Origin of the sequence: Bacillus sp. SRB3LM, assembly GCF_015712745.1 — a bacterium.
Taxonomy (GTDB): Bacteria; Bacillota; Bacilli; order Bacillales; family Bacillaceae_G; genus Bacillus_A; species Bacillus_A thuringiensis_K.
The window spans coordinates 178,195-201,877 of the sequence record NZ_VWVQ01000004.1; the positions used below are offsets into that span (position 1 = coordinate 178,195).

Sequence of the window (23,683 nt, forward strand, 5' to 3'; positions counted from 1 at the left end):
TTTTTTTCTATACTGAATGATGTAAATGAACAAGAGGAGAAACGATAATGAGAAAATTTGTAATTTGCATATTAGGAATAGGCCTCCCTATATACTTACTACCTTTCATATTACGCGGGGATTTAGACAGATTTAATCCGATTGCTGAAGAAAAAAATGTATACGCCGTTGCGAAAGGATATGGTGTTCCAGATTATCATCATAAAGGACGAGCTATGTACACCATAAAAGGTGTTGATGAATCAGGGAATGAGAAAAAATATACAGTAGGAACTAGCACCCCTAATGATTTTATAAGAAAAACTTACTTAAAAATTCATGTGAAAGGAAAGTATGTGTATTCTTACGATATTATTTCTAAAGAGGATATTCCGGAGAAAATAAGGGGACAATTGGAGATAGCAAATAAATAAAAGAGCCAATTCGTACGTTTTGGCTCTTTATTATCTCTCCCATCTACCGTCGGGAAAATTCTTTCGGTAGATTTATTAAATTTGTTATCATTGTTTCAATAACCATTCTTCAATTACTTTCACTGTTTCATCTCGTTGTGCTTTTGACGTAATTAAACTAGCATTATCACCTTTTTGCTCACCATACATGCCAAAATGAGCATGATTGCCCCCTTTTATCATGTGCATAGTTTTATTTTTCGACATTAACTTTTTATTGTTCTCTATTTTTTCTACAGTTGCTAAAGCATCTACTTCCCCATAAATTGATAACATTGGAATCGATTTTGTAGAAAAGTCATCTGCAGGATACGAACCTAAGAAAATGATCCCGTCTACCTTGTCTTCATGTTGGAAGGCATACTTAGAAATCATAGCTCCTCCCATTGAATGCCCTGCAACATACCATTTTTGAACTTCCGGATACTTTTCAATTACACTGTCTACCTCATTTATTCCAAGTATCGCTAAATTTAATGGTAACTTAGGCATTACTACAAAGTGCCCATTTTTTGCAAGAGCTTCTCCTAAGTAACTATAAGCCTCAGCTTCTACTTTAGCTCCTTGATAAAAAATAACCCCTACTTTCGCATCTTTCGCTCCAAAAACGATATTATCTTCATCTTTTTTATCATCTACTAACGACAAAGCCTCTTTCGTCGGTTTATAAGTAAACTGAGACCAAGTCAAAAAAGTAATACTTCCTATAATTAAAATAGCTAGTAAAGAGTACAGCGTAATTTTTATCCATTTCTTCACAAGGATGACCTCCCTAAGATGTATATATTCCATATTTTAGATTATCATTAACACACATAAAAACTCGAGCATTTTTATTATGCTCAAGTTTTTAGTTCCGTCTTTAATTTATACTATAAATTGTCCAAGATAAATATGTAGCAAATGCAGACCATAAAAAATACGGAATTAGCAACCATGTCGATACTTTAGATAATTTGGAAGAAACCGCTATGAGAAGTAACGTAGTAATAGCGACAAGTAAACAATCTACTGTTGCTAAAAACAAATTCTTTTGACTGAATTGAAAATAGCTGAACGCTTGATTGCACATATAATTTAAAAGGAATATAAACCAAAATGTTTTTGGCTTAAATCCATATTTGTTGTAAATAATTGCAACTGATAATGCAATGAGTCCATATAATACAGCCCAAACTATGCCGATTGTCATACCAGGAGGTGTCCAAGACGGCTTTTCTAACGCATCATACCAAGCACGATCAATAGGAAATAAAATACTAGAAACATAAAACAAACCATATGTTAGTAAAAATACTATAATACTAGATTTTTTCATAAACATTCTCCTTTTTTAATAGAAGGTTTTAGAAACTCTATTTGATTCGTGTGCTCTTTCAATGAATAAAACTTTAATGTGTAAATAGATATTCCTATACTTTGCATTGTAACCTTTACATATGAAATTTATATTGATTCATTTATTTTATACAAGTTCTTTCATACTTTTATATGCACAAAGTGCTCTCTCCCGTGCTGCCTTATGATCAACAACTGGCAAAGGATATGTATGACCAAGTTTTATATTGGCTTTTTGCAAAATATGCTCAGGTGCTTCCCAAGGTTTATGTATATACTTATTCGGTATATCTCTTAATTCTGGTACCCATTTTCTTATATACTCTCCATTTTTATCAAACTTTTCTCCTTGTGTGATAGGATTAAAAATACGAAAGTACGGTGATGCATCTGCTCCACTTCCAGCAACCCATTGCCATCCCATTGTATTATTTGCAATATCCGCATCTAGTAGTGTATCCATAAACCATTTTGCTCCTTCCTGCCACGAAATTAACAAATGCTTTACAAGAAAAGAGGCTACAGCCATTCTTGCCCGATTATGCATAAAACCTGTTTGCCAAAGCTCCCGCATTCCCGCATCAATAAACGGATAACCAGTTTCACCTTTCTGCCATACTCTTAATAACTCCTCTTCCTTATTCCATGGAAAATGTTCAAAGTTTTTATTAAGAGGTTTATATACTGTAAACGGATAGTGATATAGCAAATAATAAGAAAACTCTCTCCAAATTAATTGGCGTATAAAACTAATCACTTGTTTTTCAAAAAGACTACATTGTCTTTCGGTACTTTTATTTATTAAGTAGTGATACATTAACTTCACTGATATTTGGCCAAATGAAAGATATGGCGCCAACATCGAATGAGCATTTTGATTTGGAAAATCTCTTCCTTCACTATAAAAGGCTAATTTGCTAGAGAAAAATTTCTTAAATACTTTATATGCCCCTTCTTCTGTCGGATCCCATATTGCTTCCATATGAGATGTCCACGGTATAGTCGGCAACAAGTGTAATTCTGAAACAGATAAGCTTGCTGGTAAAGAGCTTCCCCACTTTATACTCTGCACTTTGCTAGTAGGTTTAGGTATTACCTGCTTTTGAAATGCATTGTAAAAAGGTGTAAACACCTTATATTCAGTGTTATCCTTCTTTTTTATAATCCACGGTTCTAATAATAAATGCGAATTAAATTCCTTACAAATAATACCTTTATCTTCTAATATCATTTTCATTTTTTGATTAGATTTTAACCTGTCTGGATCATAACAACTATTCCAATATACAGCCGTTATATCTAATTGTTTTATGAGAGAAAGTATTTCTTCCTGTATATTTCCTTTGCGGATTAATAAAGTAGAACCCAATGCCTCAAGTTGCTTCTTTATATCTATTATAGCATGGTGCAACCACCACTTTGCCGCACTTCCTATTGAAAAAGTTTCATCTTGTATATATATAGGAAGAACCTCACCAGACTGAACAGCTTCAAATAGAGCTGGGTTATCATATAAGCGAAAATCTTTTTGAAACATAACGATAATTTTATTTTGCATGGCTATCCTTTCTTACTCTTAAAACATAATAGATTCTTTATGTGAATAATCTTCTTTTTTGCTTTTGCATTATTATATTAATAATTCTTTGTAATCATAAACAAACGTTTCCATGGTTATTGGACTTCTATCTAGTAAATTCGATAAATCTGATGTGACTTTTTTAGCTAACCCTAATTTTGCAGTTGTATATATTCCAATCATAACCCAAATAAAGTCACTGTTAAGTCCCTTTTGAATCATTCTTTTTCTAAATTTAAATATACTTGGATTTGTATAAGTAATATCTTTATTTATTATTTTTGAAATAATAGCAGCAACTTCATAATATGTTAATGCCTCATTTCCCGTTAAAGAATAGGCTTTAAATTCATGTCCCTCTTCGGTTAATATTTTAGCTGCAACTTCTCCAATATCCCGTACATCTATAAAACTTGTTTCCCCTTTACCAGCAGGTACTTCAATTATTTTTTCATTTCTTAATTCATCACCATGTTGTGATAATAAATTTTGCATAAAAAAACTCGGTCTTAGGAATGTGTAAGGGATCCCAGAAGACTTTATCATAGCTTCAATTTTAGCATGAGGTACTATCGGATTTTTTTCTACACCTAATAAAGATAAAAATACAATGTGTTTTATACCTATTTCTTTTGCAGCATCTACAACAGGCTGGAAATACTTTTTTGCATCAGCTAGATGTGGTGGTCTTACTAGAAAGACTTTAGTAACACCTGTTAAAGCCACCTTTACAGATGAGGGGTTTTCAAAATCAAAATACACTCCTTCAGTTTCTCTACTGCGCGTTGTGACTTTGAAAGTAGCATTTCTTTTTATTAGGCATTTTACAACCTCTTTTCCTACATTCCCTGTAGCACCTGTTACTAAAATCATTTTAATCACCCTTTATTTTTTTGTAAATTTTGAATCATACTTTGCAAAACTCGAACTGTATTTTCTACTTCCTCTTTAGGAATACTAGCTGTAGCATTTTTTATAACTTCATCGCTTACATTTTCTATCTCCTGTATTAATGCCTTAGTTTCATCTTTTAAAAATATTAAATGTGACCGTTTATCTTTAGGATTATGTTTTATAAGAATCCATTCTTTTTGCAATAATCTTTGTATAATTCCGGTTACTGTTGGACGGTCTGCTAAGAGCCTTTCAGCAATCATAGCCGGGGTGGTTCCATTTGGATAAAGAGATATATCCTTTAACACAGACCATTGCTGAGCTGTTATTTTATATTCTTTTAATTGATTTGATAATTCTGTTTTCGTCATTATACTTACCTTGTGTAATAAATAGCCTAAATTATTCATATAACCTCCAATATAGTTAGTACACTAATTATATAGTTAGTATACTAACTATAATGTGTAATTACAAACTTCAATTAATAGTTTATATATAAAAGATATATCAAATTCTTATTTTGTACTATTTCATATTATATTTAAAATCTTCTTTAATCCTGTTTTGCATGTATTGTACACTCTATATAAAAAGGTTATTCCTTGCTGTTACTTTAAATAAGCATTTACAATTGTATCTAGCATAGGTATTTCTTATTGTACGATTAGTCATATTTATTCTTAATTCTGCAAAATAAAAAAGAAAATGGAGCGAAAGATGAGAAAACAATTTGATACACAATCAAACTTAAATACATTTATTGATTCAACAATCCTATGGACTTTTCAAAACCAAAATGCTATAAATACACTTTTGAATGAAGATAAGCTTATAGCCAATCCTATGTTTGTTAGTAAAGAAGATATCACGGCATATAAATACATTGTAAGACATATGAAACAGAATAGTATTAACTTTATTATAGATTTACCCATTTGGGCATGGCATTCATGCAATGGTTACCAAAAGAAGCCTACTTTTGAAACTGCAAGGGAATTACTATCAGATATTCAATTAGAGAAAGAAATATACCTCATCGAATTCACATGTCCTAATTTTTTATTTATGTTAACAAACTATAGCGGATGGTGCGACATTTATTTTAAACTTAGTGGCAATCCTAAAGCAAGTGTAACAAATGATGAAGAAAAATACTTATTTAACCTTTATCCTACCATTGAGGAAGAATGGGAATATCATAATATCCAAGCAACTCTACCCTACCTAAAAAAAGAATGGATTATACAAATAACAGAACTTAGTAAGATGAATGGATTTAACAAATAATATTGTTTATGAATGCTTTATTTAAGCATTCATAAACATAACAAATAGTCACATTAAACTAATGCATTTAAAATAGCGCTTTTTATATGGTACCCTAAATACTATGATTTTGCATACGTGCAGCTTACTCATTTAGTTTTGGTCTAGTTTGTAAATATAAATTCAAATCCGGACTTGAACCGCTAATAATTACATCTCGAACAATTTTAGAAAGTACCATACTATATACTAATCCATTATCTCCATATGCATAGATAAAGTGACAATTTGGAAACTCTTCATACATTCCAATTATAGGTAAACCATCATGAGTACCACCATAAAAAGCACTTAAATAAAATTCAGGTTCAACTGTTATATTTGGAAAGAGCTTATTAAATTCATTTACTAATTTCTCTTTTTTATGAATTAATTTTGAATCTCTTTCTTGAGCAATGTTTGTATCTTCATCTAATCCACCTATAATAATCCTGTTATCTGCAGTAGTTCTCATATAAATATATGGTCTCGCAGTTTCCCAAATAAGAGTACGCTTATACCAAGAAGATAAATCTTCCACAGGATTAGTCACAATTGCATATGAGCTAATCAGTGTAGCGTTCTTCTCCTTTTTAAATTCCAAACCTTCATATCCTGCAGCCACAATTACTTTGTTGGCAGTAATAGAATTGCCCCCTTTTGTATAAAAAACAGCACATTCTTTCTCTAACTTTTTGCCAACAATCTCTGTATCTTCATAAATCTGAACTCCTTTATTAGAAGCTTGTTTTAATAAACTATGTGTAAATTTATAAGGATTTATTTCACCATCATTATACGTATAAATAGCTGCACGTTTTTTAAATGGATATCTCTGTCCAATTTGTTCCTCTGATAGCCAAGTCGCTTTAAAATCATGCTTATGTAAATAATACAGTTCTTTTTCTAATTTCTTTATATCCTCTTCATAACTTGCATAATATAAACTGTCACGTCGTTTAAAATCAGAGCAATAAGGCAAGTTTTGATCAGCATATTCAATATCATTAATAGCTTGTTCACATAATTTCATATGCTTAACTGCATACTCTTCTCCAAATGTATTTACAAGTTCAAAAAACATCTTATCTCCTAAATATTGAATAAGTGCTGTATTTGTAAGGTTACTTCCATGTCCTACCTTTCTTTTATCAACGATAACAATATTTAAATCTGATTCACTCAAATAGTATGCTGATTGAGCACCTGAACTTCCTGCTCCTATTATTAGTACGTCACATTTTATATCTTCGTCCAAACGAGGATACGAAGGTGTATTAGAAAAAGTTGTGTTCCAATAGAATTTCCCTTTCTGTAAATCCATTTTAAGTGCACCATCCTAAATAAAATAGTTATATCCCCATCTGTATCTCCAAATCATTCTAACTATATACTTCTTATCAAAATTATTCTTATATCATTTTAGTTTTTAACTGTTTTATTCTCATAACAAAAGAATCTCCATTCTTTTTCATAATAACCTTAAAATAAAGTGAAACTTTAATCAGCCCTCACCAATAGGGCTGCCCGTTAAAGCGGGATAAATCACAATATACACTTCTATTTTACGATTAACTTTATTATCACCTGCTAATCCGCATTTAAATTTTCATGCAAAAATTTATATATTTTTATTTTGTTATGTATTAAGTGTCTCGTATAAAACACATTAAAAATCCAAACAAAAAAAGCAAAAGATCTCCATTTATAGAAGATTTCTTTTGCTCTTTGTAAAGGACACAAGTCCAAATAAAAGTTGCTTATCTATCGATAACTTACACATAAGAATGCATTTGTTTCACTACTTTATTAGCAGAAACTTTAACAACCGTTTCTTTTTCCCCTATTCTATCAATCTTGAAACCATGAACTTTAACATCCGACGGTACTAGTGGATGATGACAAATCATATCTATACTCTTCTCAATATTTTCACTAACATTTTCTTTTCCACTTAGCCATTCATCGAGGCTACCACTTGAAAATTCAGGCATGCAATTTTTAAAGAGATAGTCTAATTCTATATTATCTTTTATGAAATCACGTTGAGTTTGTAGATTAACTGAAGACGTTTCTTTATCCTCTATTCCGACAACAAAAATTTCTTTAACATTTTCTTGATAAATAGCAATAATAATAGATCTCATTATATCTCCATAAGGATGTACAATTACAGAATCATAGCTGTGTATAGTCAACATGTTTTCTTGGTGAATGTTAGTTACTTGTTGTATACTAGGCTCTATTCCGTGTTCAATGTCTGTTAATAATAAAACTTTTTTATTCTTTGAATTCATATGGAGCACTCCTTCTTCATTATTGTATTTATGAAACTTTTAAGCTAGTAACAATAATAATTGTTACCAGTTTTTCCAGCGTCCCTCTGGATCAACACTTGCAAGTCTAACCCATCCATTTTGAACTTTTTCTCGAAATGTGAAATCATTATTTAACAAACGTTCTATATATTCAATAGGTGCTTGAATGACAATTAGTAACCGAAGTGGTGAATGATACGTCTCACTATCTGACTGCATAACAGATTGCCAAGGTAAGCCTGGCAACAGGTCACTAGCATTCCCTTGCATAACACCGAGACCCGCCGTTACGGTTTGGGTTGTTTTATTTCCACTACCATAATAATGAGGAGCTACAGTTGATGCGTAATATTGTAGATTTATCCACTGCGCAACTGTTCCTGGTCCTGCAATAATGTTAGCTAATATATCGCCACTTTCATCCTGTTTCCAATCATAATTATGAAGGAAAGCCCTGCCTTCTAAGTCACAATCTTGAGTTAATTCACGCTGTCCGATAATAAAAGATGCATTACGAGCTAATCCCCATTCTGGACGTATTTCACTCCAATCTTCTGCAAATCGATGTGCCTCTTTACTAGGATTGTTTATTTCCGTTTTAAAATTAGGTAATTGCATTAAACGCTCTCTATTTGCATGTTGGCTCACATTTGGCATAATTGACTCAATACAATCAAATGCTTCTTGCGCAGTTTCCGAAAGTTCTGGGACGTAAATCCATTCCAATTCGTCCACTGTTGTTTTATGTTCAGCTGCTGCAAAAATGGTATCCTCAGGAATTTTAATGCCTTCAGCAGACAACGCCTCTCTTACTTCTGGAAGATTACATAAAGTAGCGAAAACTCTTGCATTGAATCCTCCTGCTGCTCCTCCACAAGCACCACACTCAAGTGCTGCAGCATAAGGATTGTTCGTACTTTGACTACTATGTCCGCACATTACAACTAAAGGAGCAAATTTTTCTGTCAGTCCCACCATTTTTAAAGCTTGACGCACATAGTTCACTTTTTCTTCTTTCGTAAAACCGATAGGTATCTCGCCCTTTGTGTCATGAACATGATTAAGCGAGAATGTTGTATCAGGTTTTTGTAACATAGTTTTACGAAGGTTACGAATGAAACCACCAACTCCTCTTGGGACAAAGCTTCTTGTCACCATCTGTAGACCAAGTAAAGGACCACTTAACTCAGGTAGCGCCATACTTGTCAGTACGTTCTGTTTCATCGTTTTAAATGTATAACGCACCGAACTGCCTACCCTCTTACGTTGCTCATAAGATTTAAATTCGTTTTCATCTGTGAGCTCTTTTATTTGATGCTTCGGTTTTAATATAACTGGCAAAGAAGGATGGCTGTCATTACTACCTAGTTCACTAGTCGCAATTGGTAATCCAAAGAAACCAGCTATTCCAAACGTTTCAAACGGACCTAGTTTTTCTAAGTGGCGACGAAACGGTTCTGAACGTACATCAATACAAAATGCTAATTGAGCTAATACATGCTTTTTATCATTAGTTACACGCTGTTTAGAAGAAATCTTCTCCCTTAATTGCTCTGCATGCGTCTGTTCCCAAGCTTCGAGCCAAAGTTTTCTGCGAATATTTTCATCAAAACGATATGCAAATGCTAACAATTCGCTTTGTTCAGCAGCAGGCATTTGTAACCATTCCCGTGTTGAAATATCTCCCCAATAGATCCAAGAAGCTATAAGCGGGACGAGTGCAACTTTTTTCTCAACCTTTTGATGTTTTAAAGGTAAATAAGGTTTTGCAATAGCCAGCTCCATAGAAATTCGAACTGCTAAATATTCTATTAGGAGTTCCTGTTCCTGAATTGATTGTTGTGAGCGCCATCGTATCATTCCTGCCCACCCAGGCAAAGAAAGTAAGTGCCCTTCAAGGTAAGCTTGTATGTTAGATTCAGAAATTCCTAGTTCAAATAATGCTCTCGCTAAAGCTACTTGGGCATCTTGTGGCCAATCTTTTAAAACTTTACGCTCATTTTTACTGAGCGCTGGATCAAATTTAATAAGGTTTTGCCATGCACGATAAAAACCTTTCTCTCGATTTGGCATCGTCCAACTTGATCCGGAGTCATCAAGATATAATTTACACCATTTAATGATATGATAATTAAGAATATCAGATAGGTTTTCACTATTGTGATTCTCTATAAGCGAACTTATTGGCTGCATAACAGAGGCTTTCATACTCCCTGTATTTATATAACTCATTTCGTCTGCCAGTTTATTTAATTCTGGCGATGATAATAGACTAGAAGGTAATTTCTCTAACTTTAAAGCTGCTTGGCAAAATCGCTCTGCTTTCTCTCGCGGAATATGAAAAGATTGTGAATCCAGCCAACGAGACAAACTACTTTGTAAAAATGATTCCTCAATCTCACCTTTCGCTTTTGCCGAATGAATCATGGAGGCACTAGGATAAATATCCACATTACGAGCTTCTTTTAACCAATTTGCGACTTGTTCAAATGATTGCTTTTCAAGTCCCATCCAAGGGTGGTGAGCTGCAAACGTAGAGATAGGCCAAAGTGGTGCAATCACTCGGCTAGCAGATGCAACTAAATCATTTATATTATTTTCTTGCATATCAATGTTTGTATTTTTCTTTAATATTGACGTTATGCTCATCACGAATTACCTCCCTTTGATACATAATGTTTCAGATAGCTTGGGTGACTTTCTACTGACTTTCTTCTCGCCTCACCTACTCGAACTAACCAAAGATAAAGTACAGCGAATAAAGTAGAAGATTGATTACGAGTAACGAAAGTACTAATAGCACTACTAAATAGTAAAATACATATAACAAAGATAACGGCTGGAACTGAAGGTTGAACACTTTGATAAATGTCAGTATGCAACCATTTATAAAGAGAATTATGAACAGTAAAGTAAATGAGAGAAAATCCAATCAAAACAATTAAGCCAGCAATTCGTCCCATTCTTCCCTCTCCAAAAACAACAAGCTGTTTCCATGAAAAGTAAAGTGACCAGCCTAAGATTAACGCACTAACTAGTTGATATCCCTCTCCAGAAGTCATAAACCAGAAAGTAATTGCTATAAATAATCCTAAAACACGCCCGAATATAATCCATAAATTGGGCATTTTTTCATTAGACTGATTCACTACCCCAAAACGTTGCACTGAAGAACCAGCTTGTAAAAACAGTGTAGCTTTAAACAAACCATGTAAAATTAAATGAATAACAGCCGCTAAATAGGCGCCTAATGCACATTGAATAAGCATAAATCCCATTTGCGCAATAGTTGAACCTACTAGCTGACGTTTATAATCAACTTGGACTAAACTAATTCCTGTTCCGATTAAGACAGAAATACTAGAGAAAATAAGTAAAATGATTTGTGCAATATCATCATGAAAAAGAGGCGAAAATCTAGTTAACATGATACCACCAGCATTTACTAAACCCGCATGCATAATAGCAGAAACAGGAGTTGGAGCAACAGCAGACTCAATTAACCATCTTTGAAAAGGCCATTGTGCTGCTGGAATCATTACCGCTAATATAATTAATAAGTTAATTCCTGTTCCCTCCAATGTTCCATGTAGCGCTACATTTTCATTCGTTAAAACTGATGTTAATTGCCACTGTCCTGTTACTTGAAAAAGCCAAATGATAGCTGATAGCAACGCAATCCAACTTATTGTAAATAAATAGCCAGAGATTTTTGTTGCTTCGCTAACTACTTTCCACCCTTTATTTAGCCCTATGAGTAGAACCAATCCTATAAGCGTTGCTCCCCAAAAAATGAGCATTAAGCGAAAATCATCACTTAACCATGCAACCGAAGATACACCTGTAGTACATGTAAAAAGTACAAAGTATTTTCGATATGAGCGGTCTCCCATTAAGTAACGTACAGAAAAACGCTGAATGATTAAACCAATTGTAAGAACAAAGAAAGCCATTAACCAAGCTAAAGTATCTAGATGCCAAGGCCCTACAACTCTATCTCCATTGTTATTAACAAGTGCGAGTAAAGAAATCAATGAAGGCAAAGCAGCGATACCAATATGGATATGAACAAAACGTAAAGGCATCCTTGCATTTAAAAACAATAATCCACTTAGCCAAGAAGCACTAAGCGCCATAAAAAATAATGTTAACAGTGTTGATGAACTCAGCGAAATTAACATATTAAATACTCCCTTCTAAGCGAAAATAACCTATAAAAATTCCTTTTAATTAAGATAATTTTTTAAATTTCAATTTTCATTCACTCTTTTTAGTGCATCGTTTTTTCCCATAAAAAAAACCGACAACTTCCATAATTCAATGATTTTATATCATCATTGAATTATGGAGATTGTCGGTTTCACTTCAACTAACTTCAATAAAGTTTTTTGAAGAGCTCCCATTTTATAGAGGATAGTAATGTATGTATTACTCCTATCAAAAATAACAGTATATCTCTGATCTCCTAGATTATGCAATCAATATATCAATTTATGTTATGTGCTATCTTTTAATTAAGAAACTTTTTCATTTAGTCAATATTACATATTAAAAAAATGCTAAAGCCTTAATTATAGCAAACAGTTAAAATAAGCATCTATTAATTTTTTAAAACAATTATAAGATAAACTATATTAAGCAGTTTGTCAATTTCTTTATCCATTTTCCGAATCAAAATTCATTATACATAAATAATTTTAAGTTTTCTCATTTTCTAATTATCACCATACTAATAAAATCAAATAAAGTGCACAACTTGTAGGTGTCTTAATTATCTCAATGCATTTTTAGTTTATCTTCCACAAACCCTAAGGTGGTTTTAATTTTTAAAATTTCTCCTCAAGATTATGAAACAATTTAAAAATCATTACTCGTTCACCTGTACGGGAGCTTATATCCGTATGAAAGCTTTTCACTTTTTCTCCAGTTAATTCTAGAATAATCTCTTTCAAATCTTCAATTCCAGATTCAACTAGCTCCGAACGATTTTTCTTTATCGTTAGCATACCGTCTTTTGTTTCGCAAACAGTATATTCAGCCGGCGTTAAAATACCTTGTAAATTTACGATAATCATATCCCGCAATATATCTGTCTTAACGGATATAGATCCGCGTCCTAGGTAGTCCTTTTCCCAGTGAGTAATTGCTTTGCTTATCTCTGATTCAATCGAGCCTTTTGAGTTTTTCATCTATGTATCCTCCTTCAATAAAATGTAATTACATTTATAATTACAATAACAATATAATAATCTGGATTGATTTTATTTTCAATTATTGAGAAGAATTTATACGAATCGTTGTCATGTATCCTTTAGTATTAAAGTGAATTTTTATATTGCGATATGCGTTTTTTGATTATCCCCAACAAGATACTCTTACTATAAAGGCTCTGTTGCATAGATTTCTAAAAAAGACATTCCGAAGAAAATAAGGAAACTCTTGTAACGTAATATACAAACAAAAAACCCTACACTTATGAGTAGGATTTTTCTCTTTTTATATTATTCAAAAACCTAAAAGTATACCTGCCCTCCAAACATATTACCGATTGGGTTTATGCATATTTCCTTCGAATTTTGCCAACCACCAATAACAGTAAAGGAATCCCTAGCTCATAAATAGGAAATGCAATTGGAATTACGAAAAATATGTAGTAATAATGGGTAAATGTCTGGATATTTTTAACTGACACAGCTATGATAAACGAAATAGGAGCAAGAACTAACGCTACTTTTCGCCAATCCTTCAAATGAAATATTTGTGCTGTTCCATAACAAGCGATAAACATGTATAACGCCAATTTCACAAAAATACTAAAAAACCAAATAATAACTATCAAAATATCCACATTTTGAATGAACTCCATGACAGATATGTATCGGCTCAAATCGTAAACCGGATACAAAAAACTTGAAGATAAATTCGGACCGAATGTTAAAATGACCGCTAATGTTCCGATTGTTACCATGAAAACGGCTAATCCTACCCCCAACATCGCCCTTGATGACGCTTGCTCTGGTTTATCCATAAAAAAAACGAACATCATCATCATAACAGCCTCTCCAAAAAATGCGGCTACAGGGGTATAGGAACCTTTAAGGATGGGAAGCCAGCCAGAATCGTGATAAATAGGCCGCATATAATCCCAATTCATATTGCCAACATTCAAAATGATTACAAACGTTATCATTAAAAGTACAATTGGCCCTATGATTTCACTTAAACGTCCAATACCTTCCACCCCTCCTTGGTAAATGATAAAAATGAGCAATAACATCGCAGTAAAGACAATGACCCACAAAGGTGTATTATGAAACAAAGCGATAATAATGAATTCACCAAATTCACGGACGGTTATCCAAATTATCATGTACCACCCAAAGAAGTAAGGAATCATCAGTAGCTTTCCTAGCCATTTACCAAGAATAGTTTGACTAAATTCAATGAGAGTTTGTTTCGGATAAAGCGAACCAAGTGTAGTTGCCAAAAAAGTAAGAGCAACCCCTATCACTCCTGCAATCAAAATCGAGATCCACGCATCTTGTTTGACAGTACGAATCGTCGCTGGAATAACTAGAAGGAGTGATTGTCCCACTTCAAATGTGAACATCATCCAAAAGATTTGCCTGCCAGAGATTTTCATCGAATTTCTCACACTCTATATTCCTCCTTATTTTTTCATTTCATTTTTCTTCAACTGCAACGGTGGTCCAGTCAGTCCTACTCGCCGAATAGTAAGCTTTGTATGAACAGAAACCTCCACTTTTCGAAATTGTTTACTCCAATTCTTTTTTAACCCTTTCCATTCGGATGGATATTTTTGATGAATGGCTTCTCCAAATCCAAAGATATCGGTTCCGTATTGTTTTTGAACCTTTTTAATAGTTTGGAGAGCTTCCTTATCGGACTGTTTTTCCAATACATGTTCTAAAAGAGTAAGATTTTTTGGCTTCGAAAGATCTAAATTCGTATTGTTCTCCTGAATTGTTCCTTCACCAGAAAAAACAATGTCACACTTAATTGTGTCCCCTTGTATAGTAGGTATGATTTTTCTATTGATCTTTGTCATATATAAACTTGCACTACCATTTCCTTTAGAGGCCGTTGCTGTAACTGTCTGTTTACTTAAACGATTCACTATCCAAAGAGTAGTTAACCATTCCTGCATGTTCAAGTATCCTACCAATTTGAAATCGTTGTTAAATATAGCACCGCCTACAATTTGAAACCCTTTGACCACGGTTTTACCTTTTTTAGGAGACACATTTAGTTTAATAACGGGCAAAATCGGGGTGATTCCATCACTCGTACCAGCAATAAGAAAATTTAACAAAGACATATCTCCCGCTGCCTCTATTTGCATATGCTCTTTAAGTGCCCCAAGTGCCGGAATAGACTCTAAAGGGATGGATGCTTTCAGAAAATCTTTTGCAGTATTCCCTTTTATGACGAACACACCTACTCGTAATCGAATATCAGGATCGCGGCTATATGCATCTAAAACTGGAGCAAGACCACTTTTAGCCATTTTTTCTCCAATCAATATTACACGCTGGTGCCCTCGAAAAATTTCTCTCGACATTTTTGTTTGCATCATTTGTATAGCTTCATGTGTATCCTTTCCCGTTCCCGATTCTGTAAAAAACGCTTTTCCTGCATTACTTCTTCCGCTCTGTCCCATTCCCATTTTTGATGGAATAATAAACTGAGCACTAATTTCAATCTTATTGTTCTTCGCTTGATCAAGTCCCCATCCTAATTCTATTGCCAAATCATTTAATTCTGTCCGATCCCAACATCCCGTCAAGAAGCATAAAGAAATGACCAGTATCATACAGAGTGCCTTGTGCAGGCTCATTCTGTTTCCCCTCCCCGTTTCTCATCTGGCTTTTGTCCACCTGGAAAACGGACTTTCTCTTCACCAGATACCATTATTGGGCGGTGGGTCATATTCCAACGAGGTGTTCGGAGAAAAACATCCTTTAAATCACGAGGAGTCTGAGGTGCAACTGGACTTAAATACGGAATGCCAAAAGAACGAATGTTAGTTAAATGAATCAAAATCGCAAGGGTACTTATTGCAACACCGTATAGCCCGAGCATTCCTGCCAATAACAGCATAGGAAAGCGTAACATCCGGTAAGCCGTTCCTAAGTTGTAGCGTGGGAACGCAAATGACGCAATACCGGTCGTCGCCACAACAATGACCAAAGGTGCCGAAATAATACCTGCTTGCACAGCAGCTTGCCCGATAACAAGTGCTCCAACAATACTAACTGCGGATCCAACAGGTTTTGGTAACCGAACCCCCGCTTCCCTCAAACCTTCAAATAAAAACTCCATCATTAGCGCTTCTATGACAGCCGGGAAAGGAATGCCTTCTCTCGCAGCTGCAATACTAATAAGCAAATTTGTCGGAATTAATTTAGGATGAAAGGTTGTAATAGCAACATAGAGAGAGGGAAGAAATAATGAAATATTAATTAATATTAAACGTATCCATCGAACAAAAGTTGTGTAGATGGAGCGTTCATAATAATCCTCCGCTGCTTGCAGACCTGTCCAAAATGTCATAGGAACAATCAAAACGAAAGGTGTGTTATCGACTAAAATAGCGACTTTCCCCTCTAATAAACTTGCACAAACCGCATCTGGCCGCTCAGTATTTTGAATTTGTGGAAAGGGCGAAAAGGGTTGGTCCTCAATAAACTCTTCAATGAAAGCTGACTCCAACACTCCATCAATTTGAATTCGCTTTACCCTTTGGCGAACTTCATCCAAAACCAAATCAGGTGCAATGCCCTCAATATAGGCAATTACCACATCTGTCTGTGACAATTCCCCAATCGAATAAGGTTCCATTTTTAGTTTTTGGCTTCGAATTCTTCGGCGAATCAGGCTCGTATTGACCCTTATCGTTTCCGTAAACCCGTCCCGAGGGCCACGAACAGAGATCTCGGCAGCCGGCTCTTCAATACCTCGTTTTTCAAAACCTTTTAAATCAGCGACTAGAGCTTGACTCTCTCTTTCTGTTAAAATAACGATATTCGCTTTCAATACCGCTTCTATAACCTCACGAACTTTTGAAATTGTCTTTACTTGAGAAACCGCAATTAGCTGATTTTGTATAATTTCTCCTACCGAATCCACACTCTTTACTCCACTAGGCAGACCTTCGAACATCATTGGTTTCAAAACAACTTGTTCCACAACTTTAGTGTCAACTAATCCATCTATATAAATAAAAAGAATTTTATTTTGACTATCTATGATTATTGGACGAAAAACAATATCGGAACAATTTTCAAAAACTTGTCTCAAAACTTCTTCATTCGCAGATACACTCTGCTTGAGTTCGCACTCTTGATCATTTTGGAGTAGCATACTTGCACTCTCAAGTTCCTGAATATCTTTTCTCAAACGCTTTCTACTAAGTTTTTTCATCATACTACCCCATTTATCGAATGGTTTATGTTTTTATACTTGAACTTTAGTGTTAGGATTTCTTGACAGAAACGCTTTAGAAACCGTTCCACTATAATGTTTTGGGTAAGTAATCATTTATCTAGAAAACAAAAGGAAAATATCTCCTCTATATCCTTCTTAAAATCTCCTTACACATGAAAATTATTCAATTTTTTCTATAAGTTAGTTATTTTAAAATGAGGTATCCATAAAGTAACTTGTAACTGATGCTTTGTTAAATTGGTAATAATGAGGTTATAGAAACAAGCAAAAAAAGCATGTCCTGAAGAAAGATGAATCAGAACATGCTCTTAATTTATTTATTTGATACTATAGACGTTGATCTTTCTGGAAGTTTAGTTGAAAATGATCCGCTTCATTGTATACCCCGAATTCATACCCTTTTTCCTTATAAAATTTAATAATTTCCGGAAGCGCTTGTAATGTCTGTGGTTTTTCATGCATTAGAACTACTTCCACATCTTCTGTTGTTGTACGCTTTACATTTTCTATAATTTGCTGTGGATTACCTTTTAGTTTCCAATCATTTGAATCTATTGTCCAATCCCAAACTTTTATTGCTGCTTTTACAATTTGATTACGAATTTCCTCACCCTTTAATCCCGGTGCAGATCCATATGGCGGACGAACTAGTTTAGGAGTTGTACCCGTAATATTATGGATCAGAGCTAACGTTTCTTTCATCTCCGGTACAAATTGTCCCTTTTTGTATAGCTTATCACTATTATGTGTCATACTATGAGCACCAATATAATGTCCTTCTTTTACCGCTCTTTTTACATTTTCCTGAAAACCTGTATTTTGTAAATTGCTACCTTGCATAAAAAATGTCGAGGCAACATTTTGTTCTTTTAGTACATCTAAAAATTTCCCAGTTAATTCACTAGGACCGTCATCGAATGTTAAATACACAACCTTTCCTACCGGTTTTCCATCAGGTCTTTTCTGTTTTGCCAGTGATGTGTCCTCTTTCTTTTTTTGTTGTTGCGTATTAGCTAGCTTAATACTTTCATTAGCTACTCCTTTCGCTGGAATAGAGTTCCATTTTCCTATTAAAAAGAACGTGAAAAAGGTCGTTGCTAAAACAACTCCTAGAGATAGTATTGCCTTAGTTCCTACATTTGTTTTTTTCTTATTTTGTGATTCTTTCATTATGTTTCGATCCTTTCCCTACTAATTTTCATATTCATTATTTATACAGCTAAGCATTAACTCCAGTTGATATTTACAATAAGTAGATTAATAGAGGAAGGTGAAGATAAAATGCAGATAATGTCGAAATTAGTTAAAGAATAACTTATTGCATCCACTCTTTAGAAAAATATTGTTTTCTCTAATACAGTTAAATTTGAAAACTGGATATACATCCAAAATAAAAAATACTACTCTTTCTAAACAAAATTTTTATATCAAGATAATAGCATGCTGTTATAAAGATAAAATACTGAGTTAGCCATACTATTGAAATTCTATTATAATTTTGTAATTGGAATTAATTTGAATCAAATAAAGAACTAGAAGAAATATTATTATGTGGAGGTGCTCCGATGAATCTTTTAATTAGAGAGTTAGAAAAAAATGATTTAGACAATTTCCCGAAGATCGATGACAGTTTTATAGTGAATGCTCGGTTAATTCTTTCTCTTTCCAAAGTAAATAGACGTATAGAATATACAGTAGAAGACGTTCCGAGTTATGAAAAAAGTTATTTACAAAATCAAGATGATAATGAAGAACTGGCTTACAATGAATATATAAATAAACCTAATCAAGTAATTTACATAGCACTGTTACATAACCAAATCATCGGATTAATAGTATTGAAAAAGAATTGGAACCACTATGCTTACATAGAAGATATAACAGTGGATAAAAAATATCGTTCACTCGGAGTTGGTAAAAGATTAGTTGATCAAGCAAAGCAGTGGGCAAAAAAAGGCAATATGCCAGGTATCATGCTTGAAACGCAAAATAATAATGTCACAGCATGTAAATTTTATGAAAAATGTGGATTTGTAATTGGTGGGTTTGATTTTCTTGTTTATAAAGGTTTGGATATTGAAAATGATGAAGTTGCAATTTATTGGTATTTTCATTTCAAATAAAACTGTTTTTAACATTAAACAAAGTCAAAATAAAGACCCCAATCTCTCTATATTAAAATTGAGAAATTGGGGTTAAGCTATTTAACAATATTTTTCATTTAAAACAAATAACTAATTAATAATCCTGCTGATAATAAGAAGCCAAAAATCGTATTTGTCATCGCTGTTGATTTCATTGCGATGCGCATATACCCAGGATCCTTTGCTCCTTTTTGGAAACTTTGAATCGCAGAAATTGGCTTTCTCAAACCTAGGAACATAACTAATGCCCAAGGGCTTATATAACCCATTAATACAATTACGGCAATCCATAAATATGCAATGAAAAAGGCTACCGCTAGTGTTACTACAGCTTTCTCTCTCCCAAGGAGGATTACTAATGTCTTTCTTCCACCTTTAATATCTTCTTCGATATCTCGGATGTTATTCGACATATTGATTGCACCTACTAAAATTCCAATTGGAATGGAAATCAATACACTTTCAATCGTTACAGTATTCGTTTGAATAAAGAAAGCAATGAGTACAAAACATGTCCCCATTAACAATCCAGAAACTAATTCTCCAAACGGGGTGTACGCAATTGGTAATGGACCGCCTGTATATAAATAGCCAACTGCCATCCCAATTAAACCAATGACAACTAACCACCAGCTGCTATTCATACAAATATAAATGCCAATAAAAGCTGCTACTACATATAATAAAAGCGCAACTGTTAACACATTTTTTGGTTTCAATCCATGACGGACAATTCCGCCACCGATGCCAACGGATTCAGCAGTGTCTAGTCCACGTTTAAAATCATAGTACTCATTAAATAAGTTCGTTGCTATTTGCAGCGCTAAACATGCAAGCATCATCGCAATAAATAAAAGCCAATCAATTTCGGCAACATAAAGTGATGCCACTGTCCCTAAAATTACAGGTGAAAACGTCGCCGTTAATGTATGTGGGCGCGTCATCTTCCATATTAATTTAGCGGAACTAATTTCTTTTTCATTCCCCATAACTCTGTTCAATCTCCCTACATTTTTAGTATAAATTACTAGCAGTATCTTTCTATCTATTTCCTGCTTCGCATCCATTCATTATATCAATAAATGATTATCCTTTCTAACAAATCTACTTTTAATAAAGTAAAAATTATAAAATGAAACTTTAATTATTAGAAGTTTTGTCACCCCCACTGATTATTAGTACATATTCATTGGGATTTTACGGGCAGCCCTCCCTCCCATTCGCTGAATTTTTAAGGAGGGGATCTTATCCGCCCGCAAATATTGGGATAAATAAAAGAGCCAACTCATATGAGCTAGCTCTTTCATCTCTTATTTTATAAAAATTCAATAGTTACGCTACATTGAAAAACAGATAGATCCTACTTTTTTAGCCCATTAATAATGGTATCTATATTCCATTTCATCATTTTTAAGTAAGTATCTCCATCCTCACCTAATTTACCTAGTGAGTCTGTAAAAATTGTCCCTGCAATTGGCACGTTTGTTTCTTTTGAAACAGTTTCCATACTACGTCGATCTACACTTGTTTCAACAAATAAAGCTGGCACTTTGTTTGTTTGAATTAAACTTACAACATCTCTAATTTGATCTGGCGTACCTTGATTCTCTGAGTTAATTTCCCAAATGTATCCCGTCTTAATGTCATATGCTTTTCCAAAGTATTTAAAAGCACCTTCGCTAGAGATTAAGAAACGTTTTTCTTCAGGAATTTGATGAATTCTGTTTACTGTCTCATCGTGTAACTTTTGAAGTTCTGCTACATACTCATCAGCATTTTTAGTATAGAACTCTTTATTTTTAGGATCTTCTTTAATTAATGCCTGCTTCACATTTTCAGCGTATAAAATGCCATTTTTAATATTCATCCAAGCATGTGGGTCTGGTTCTTTTTCTAATCCTTTTGTTTCTAAGTAAATAGCTTCTACACCTTCACTTACTTTATAAACCGGTGCATCTTTCTCTGATTTATTTGCCGTTTTTAATAGCTTTTTAAACCATGCTCCGCCCTCTTCTAAGTTTAGCCCATTGTAAAACACCATATCTGCATCTGTCATTTTCATAACATCTTTCGGTAGTGGATCATATTCATGTGGATTAGCTCCAATTGGAACAAGACTATGAATCTCAACTTTATCTCCACCAATTTGCTTCACCATATCGTATATAATGGAGTATGTTGTTACAACTTTTAATTTTCCACTACCCTCTTCTTTCCCATTTGTGTTACTAGAACACGCTGTTAACGCAAATACGAAAATACAAATTACCGATAATAAAATATTTTTTAATTTCATCATTATCCTCCAATCCATTATGACAACTCTGCTCTATTTTTTCTAATTTTAATAGCTCTCCAAAACAAACCTTGTGACGGTGAGAAAAAGAATGCCAGCGCGAACAAGAATGTTGCGACAAGAACAATTGTTGCACCTGAAGCAAGATTATAAGAGAAACTAAAATATAACCCTACTACAGATGAAAGCGCACCAATGCCTGCTGCTAAATAAATCATGACCCATAAACGATTTGTTAATAAATACGCTGTAGCCGCTGGTGTAATAAGCATCGCAACGACTAGAATAATTCCAACAGTTTGAAGTGAAGCTACTGTAACCATTGTAAGGAGAATCATTAAGCCATAATGAATCCATTTATTCGGTAATCCATAGCTTTGCGCCATCGTTGGATCAAACGTGGATACGAGTAATTCTTTGTAAAACAACATTACAAGACCAATAATGACGACTCCAATAATCAGTGTCATCCACATATCGGAAGAACGAACTGATAGAACATTCCCGAATAAAATATGATACAAATCAGAACTACTCTTCATAAAGGTAATTAAAATAATCCCTACAGCGAAAACAGATGTAAACATAATTCCTATCGCCATATCATGTTTAATACGACTATTTTGACTTACAAATCCGATTCCTACTGCAGTAATAACACCTGTTAAAACCGCTCCTATAAAATAGTTCATTCCAATCATATAAGAAAGCGCTACTCCTGGAAGAACAGCATGTGAAATGGCATCACCCATTAATGCCATACCTCGTAAAATAATAAAACAGCCAATTACGCCGCAAATAACGCCTACCATAACGGAAGTTAATAACGCCTTCTGCAGAAAACTATACTGCGTTAATGCATCTATAAATTCTACAATCTTCATGATGAATGTACCTCCGCTGCATTATTAAACAATATTCCTTGATTCACATACGCTTTTGACATAACAGTTGGTTCTAATACTTGGCGTACTTCTCCGTAATGAATTAAGCTTTTATTCATTAATAGTAATTTATCAAAATACGATTCTGCTTTACTTAAATCATGATGGACAACGACAATCGTTTTTCCTTCTTTACGTAGTTCCCTAAGAATTTTAATGATTGTCTCTTCACTTGTTACATCAATTCCGACAAACGGCTCATCTAAGAAGAATATTTCTGCCTTTTGCGCTAAAGCTCTCGCCAAAAAGACACGTTGTTGTTGTCCACCTGACAACTCACCGATTTGGCGATTTTTAAACTCTTCCATTCCGACTTTTTTTAAGCAATCAAACGCCCAATCCCGATGCTCTTTCTTCGGTCTTTTCATCATACCTAAAGATGGATACGTTCCAATTAGCACGACATCTAAAACTGTAATCGGAAAGTCCCAATCTATATCACTTCTTTGCGGTACATATGCAACACTCTTTCTAACGCTTCGAATATCCTCTCCAAGAATTTGGACATATCCCTTATCATTTGGGATTAAATCTAATACAGCTTTCATTAAAGTAGATTTCCCCGCTCCATTTGGACCAATAATTCCAACGAGCTTCCCTTTTTCAATATCGAAGGAGACATTTTGAACTACTTGATTCCCTTGATACGATACAAACAAATCTTTAACAATTATAGCCTCATCCATTTTTTATGCATTCCCCTTTCTTTTTTTCGTATATATAATTATTTTGCGTAAAGGCAACTTTTAAGCAAAAAAATATAAAGCGAATGTAAATCCACGTTTAAGTTTCCTTAAGGAAACTTTTTTTATATGAGTCAAATTATATAAGTTGTACGCAAATTTGTAAACTAAATTTTACTAATTTATAAATATATAATGAAAATAATTATCAATGTGGAACAAAATATATTATCTATTTTATGATTTTTTGAAAAAGATA

Annotated in this window: 21 protein-coding genes; 3 read left to right on the top strand and 18 right to left on the bottom strand. The window is 33.8% G+C overall.

Annotated features, from left to right (window positions below; all coding sequences use genetic code 11):
* Positions 1-47 precede the first annotated feature (47 nt).
* A complete protein-coding gene (locus F3I02_RS02475) occupies positions 48-413 on the top strand; it encodes a YxeA family protein (RefSeq protein ID WP_061884351.1) in 366 nt (121 codons plus the stop codon).
* Positions 414-500: 87 nt separating this feature from the next.
* Here the strand turns inward: F3I02_RS02475 and F3I02_RS02480 are convergent, their stop codons facing one another.
* From F3I02_RS02480 to F3I02_RS02500, 5 genes are all read right to left on the bottom strand, one after another.
* A complete protein-coding gene (locus tag F3I02_RS02480; protein ID WP_000758823.1) occupies positions 501-1,211 on the bottom strand; it encodes an alpha/beta hydrolase in 711 nt (236 codons plus the stop codon).
* Positions 1,212-1,314: 103 nt separating this feature from the next.
* Positions 1,315-1,770, bottom strand: coding sequence for a TspO/MBR family protein (locus F3I02_RS02485; RefSeq protein WP_000749728.1), 456 nt, complete (start codon positions 1,768-1,770; stop codon positions 1,315-1,317).
* A 147-nt stretch (positions 1,771-1,917) separates the two neighbouring features.
* Complete coding sequence (locus F3I02_RS02490) at positions 1,918-3,348, bottom strand: cryptochrome/photolyase family protein (protein ID WP_196477534.1); 1,431 nt, start codon at positions 3,346-3,348, stop codon at positions 1,918-1,920.
* A 72-nt stretch (positions 3,349-3,420) separates the two neighbouring features.
* Positions 3,421-4,242, bottom strand: a complete 822-nt coding sequence (locus tag F3I02_RS02495) for an SDR family oxidoreductase (protein ID WP_000604776.1) — start codon at positions 4,240-4,242, stop codon at positions 3,421-3,423.
* 5 nt (positions 4,243-4,247) lie between these two features.
* Positions 4,248-4,673 carry a MarR family winged helix-turn-helix transcriptional regulator gene (locus tag F3I02_RS02500; protein WP_196477535.1) on the bottom strand — a complete coding sequence of 142 codons (426 nt, stop codon included), beginning with the start codon at positions 4,671-4,673 and terminating at the stop codon, positions 4,248-4,250.
* 310 nt (positions 4,674-4,983) lie between these two features.
* On the opposite strand from F3I02_RS02500, the gene F3I02_RS02505 reads away from it, so the two are divergent.
* Positions 4,984-5,553: a DUF3841 domain-containing protein gene (locus tag F3I02_RS02505; RefSeq protein WP_001231208.1), complete on the top strand. Its 570-nt coding sequence runs from the start codon at positions 4,984-4,986 to the stop codon at positions 5,551-5,553.
* Positions 5,554-5,677: 124 nt separating this feature from the next.
* Here the strand turns inward: F3I02_RS02505 and F3I02_RS02510 are convergent, their stop codons facing one another.
* The 9 genes from F3I02_RS02510 to F3I02_RS02550 all read right to left on the bottom strand — a co-directional run bounded on the left by F3I02_RS02510 (position 5,678) and on the right by F3I02_RS02550 (position 18,527).
* Positions 5,678-6,895, bottom strand: coding sequence for an NAD(P)/FAD-dependent oxidoreductase (locus F3I02_RS02510; RefSeq protein ID WP_000365626.1), 1,218 nt, complete (start codon positions 6,893-6,895; stop codon positions 5,678-5,680).
* A 451-nt stretch (positions 6,896-7,346) separates the two neighbouring features.
* The gene (locus F3I02_RS02515) at positions 7,347-7,868 is read right to left on the bottom strand and encodes a carbonic anhydrase (protein ID WP_061884356.1); all 522 of its coding nucleotides are present in this window, start codon (positions 7,866-7,868) and stop codon (positions 7,347-7,349) included.
* Positions 7,869-7,931: 63 nt separating this feature from the next.
* Entirely contained in the window at positions 7,932-10,538 is a 2,607-nt protein-coding gene (locus tag F3I02_RS02520; RefSeq protein ID WP_000029060.1) for a DUF2309 domain-containing protein, read from the bottom strand.
* Positions 10,538-12,070 carry an NADH dehydrogenase subunit 5 gene (locus F3I02_RS02525; RefSeq protein ID WP_196477536.1) on the bottom strand — a complete coding sequence of 511 codons (1,533 nt, stop codon included), beginning with the start codon at positions 12,068-12,070 and terminating at the stop codon, positions 10,538-10,540. The genes F3I02_RS02520 and F3I02_RS02525 overlap by 1 nt, the downstream gene beginning before the upstream one ends.
* A gap of 645 nt (positions 12,071-12,715) precedes the next feature.
* On the bottom strand, positions 12,716-13,078 hold the full coding sequence (locus F3I02_RS02530; RefSeq protein ID WP_000798162.1) for a Na-translocating system protein MpsC family protein: 363 nt from the start codon (positions 13,076-13,078) through the stop codon (positions 12,716-12,718).
* 365 nt (positions 13,079-13,443) lie between these two features.
* Positions 13,444-14,532, bottom strand: coding sequence for a GerAB/ArcD/ProY family transporter (locus F3I02_RS02535; protein ID WP_033690224.1), 1,089 nt, complete (start codon positions 14,530-14,532; stop codon positions 13,444-13,446).
* A gap of 27 nt (positions 14,533-14,559) precedes the next feature.
* Positions 14,560-15,747 carry a Ger(x)C family spore germination protein gene (locus F3I02_RS02540; protein ID WP_000052108.1) on the bottom strand — a complete coding sequence of 396 codons (1,188 nt, stop codon included), beginning with the start codon at positions 15,745-15,747 and terminating at the stop codon, positions 14,560-14,562.
* Complete coding sequence (locus tag F3I02_RS02545) at positions 15,744-17,336, bottom strand: spore germination protein (protein WP_003301784.1); 1,593 nt, start codon at positions 17,334-17,336, stop codon at positions 15,744-15,746. Before F3I02_RS02545 ends, F3I02_RS02540 begins: the two co-directional genes overlap by 4 nt.
* 348 nt (positions 17,337-17,684) lie before the next feature.
* Positions 17,685-18,527 (bottom strand): polysaccharide deacetylase family protein, encoded by an 843-nt coding sequence (locus F3I02_RS02550; protein ID WP_196477537.1) that lies wholly within the window; start codon positions 18,525-18,527, stop codon positions 17,685-17,687.
* Positions 18,528-18,922: 395 nt separating this feature from the next.
* On the opposite strand from F3I02_RS02550, the gene satA reads away from it, so the two are divergent.
* Positions 18,923-19,480 carry a streptothricin N-acetyltransferase SatA gene (gene satA / locus F3I02_RS02555; protein WP_001050463.1) on the top strand — a complete coding sequence of 186 codons (558 nt, stop codon included), beginning with the start codon at positions 18,923-18,925 and terminating at the stop codon, positions 19,478-19,480.
* Positions 19,481-19,578: 98 nt separating this feature from the next.
* Here the strand turns inward: satA and menA are convergent, their stop codons facing one another.
* The 4 genes from menA to F3I02_RS02575 form a co-directional block, all read right to left on the bottom strand.
* Entirely contained in the window at positions 19,579-20,490 is a 912-nt protein-coding gene (menA, locus tag F3I02_RS02560) for a 1,4-dihydroxy-2-naphthoate polyprenyltransferase (RefSeq protein WP_000526083.1), read from the bottom strand.
* A 371-nt stretch (positions 20,491-20,861) separates the two neighbouring features.
* Positions 20,862-21,797: a manganese ABC transporter substrate-binding protein/adhesin MntA gene (gene mntA / locus F3I02_RS02565; protein ID WP_089149277.1), complete on the bottom strand. Its 936-nt coding sequence runs from the start codon at positions 21,795-21,797 to the stop codon at positions 20,862-20,864.
* Positions 21,798-21,814: 17 nt separating this feature from the next.
* A complete protein-coding gene (locus F3I02_RS02570) occupies positions 21,815-22,681 on the bottom strand; it encodes a metal ABC transporter permease (RefSeq protein WP_000706185.1) in 867 nt (288 codons plus the stop codon).
* The gene (locus F3I02_RS02575) at positions 22,678-23,427 is read right to left on the bottom strand and encodes a metal ABC transporter ATP-binding protein (protein WP_074594182.1); all 750 of its coding nucleotides are present in this window, start codon (positions 23,425-23,427) and stop codon (positions 22,678-22,680) included. Before F3I02_RS02575 ends, F3I02_RS02570 begins: the two co-directional genes overlap by 4 nt.
* Between the last annotated feature and the right edge of the window lie 256 nt (positions 23,428-23,683).

Coding starts and splice junctions, on each gene's coding strand:
- F3I02_RS02535 (WP_033690224.1), bottom strand. CDS start 14,532: ATGAAAATCTCTGGCAGGCAAATCTTTTGGATGATGTTCACATTTGAA.
- F3I02_RS02545 (WP_003301784.1), bottom strand. CDS start 17,336: ATGATGAAAAAACTTAGTAGAAAGCGTTTGAGAAAAGATATTCAGGAA.
- F3I02_RS02515 (WP_061884356.1), bottom strand. CDS start 7,868: ATGAATTCAAAGAATAAAAAAGTTTTATTATTAACAGACATTGAACAC.
- F3I02_RS02505 (WP_001231208.1), top strand. CDS start 4,984: ATGAGAAAACAATTTGATACACAATCAAACTTAAATACATTTATTGAT.
- F3I02_RS02490 (WP_196477534.1), bottom strand. CDS start 3,348: ATGCAAAATAAAATTATCGTTATGTTTCAAAAAGATTTTCGCTTATAT.
- F3I02_RS02525 (WP_196477536.1), bottom strand. CDS start 12,070: ATGTTAATTTCGCTGAGTTCATCAACACTGTTAACATTATTTTTTATG.
- mntA (WP_089149277.1), bottom strand. CDS start 21,797: ATGAAATTAAAAAATATTTTATTATCGGTAATTTGTATTTTCGTATTT.
- F3I02_RS02510 (WP_000365626.1), bottom strand. CDS start 6,895: ATGGATTTACAGAAAGGGAAATTCTATTGGAACACAACTTTTTCTAAT.
- F3I02_RS02570 (WP_000706185.1), bottom strand. CDS start 22,681: ATGAAGATTGTAGAATTTATAGATGCATTAACGCAGTATAGTTTTCTG.
- F3I02_RS02550 (WP_196477537.1), bottom strand. CDS start 18,527: ATGAAAGAATCACAAAATAAGAAAAAAACAAATGTAGGAACTAAGGCA.
- F3I02_RS02495 (WP_000604776.1), bottom strand. CDS start 4,242: ATGATTTTAGTAACAGGTGCTACAGGGAATGTAGGAAAAGAGGTTGTA.
- F3I02_RS02520 (WP_000029060.1), bottom strand. CDS start 10,538: ATGAGCATAACGTCAATATTAAAGAAAAATACAAACATTGATATGCAA.
- F3I02_RS02500 (WP_196477535.1), bottom strand. CDS start 4,673: ATGAATAATTTAGGCTATTTATTACACAAGGTAAGTATAATGACGAAA.
- F3I02_RS02540 (WP_000052108.1), bottom strand. CDS start 15,747: ATGAGCCTGCACAAGGCACTCTGTATGATACTGGTCATTTCTTTATGC.
- F3I02_RS02575 (WP_074594182.1), bottom strand. CDS start 23,427: ATGGATGAGGCTATAATTGTTAAAGATTTGTTTGTATCGTATCAAGGG.
- F3I02_RS02485 (WP_000749728.1), bottom strand. CDS start 1,770: ATGAAAAAATCTAGTATTATAGTATTTTTACTAACATATGGTTTGTTT.
- F3I02_RS02530 (WP_000798162.1), bottom strand. CDS start 13,078: ATGAAAAACTCAAAAGGCTCGATTGAATCAGAGATAAGCAAAGCAATT.
- F3I02_RS02475 (WP_061884351.1), top strand. CDS start 48: ATGAGAAAATTTGTAATTTGCATATTAGGAATAGGCCTCCCTATATAC.
- menA (WP_000526083.1), bottom strand. CDS start 20,490: ATGGGGAATGAAAAAGAAATTAGTTCCGCTAAATTAATATGGAAGATG.
- satA (WP_001050463.1), top strand. CDS start 18,923: ATGAATCTTTTAATTAGAGAGTTAGAAAAAAATGATTTAGACAATTTC.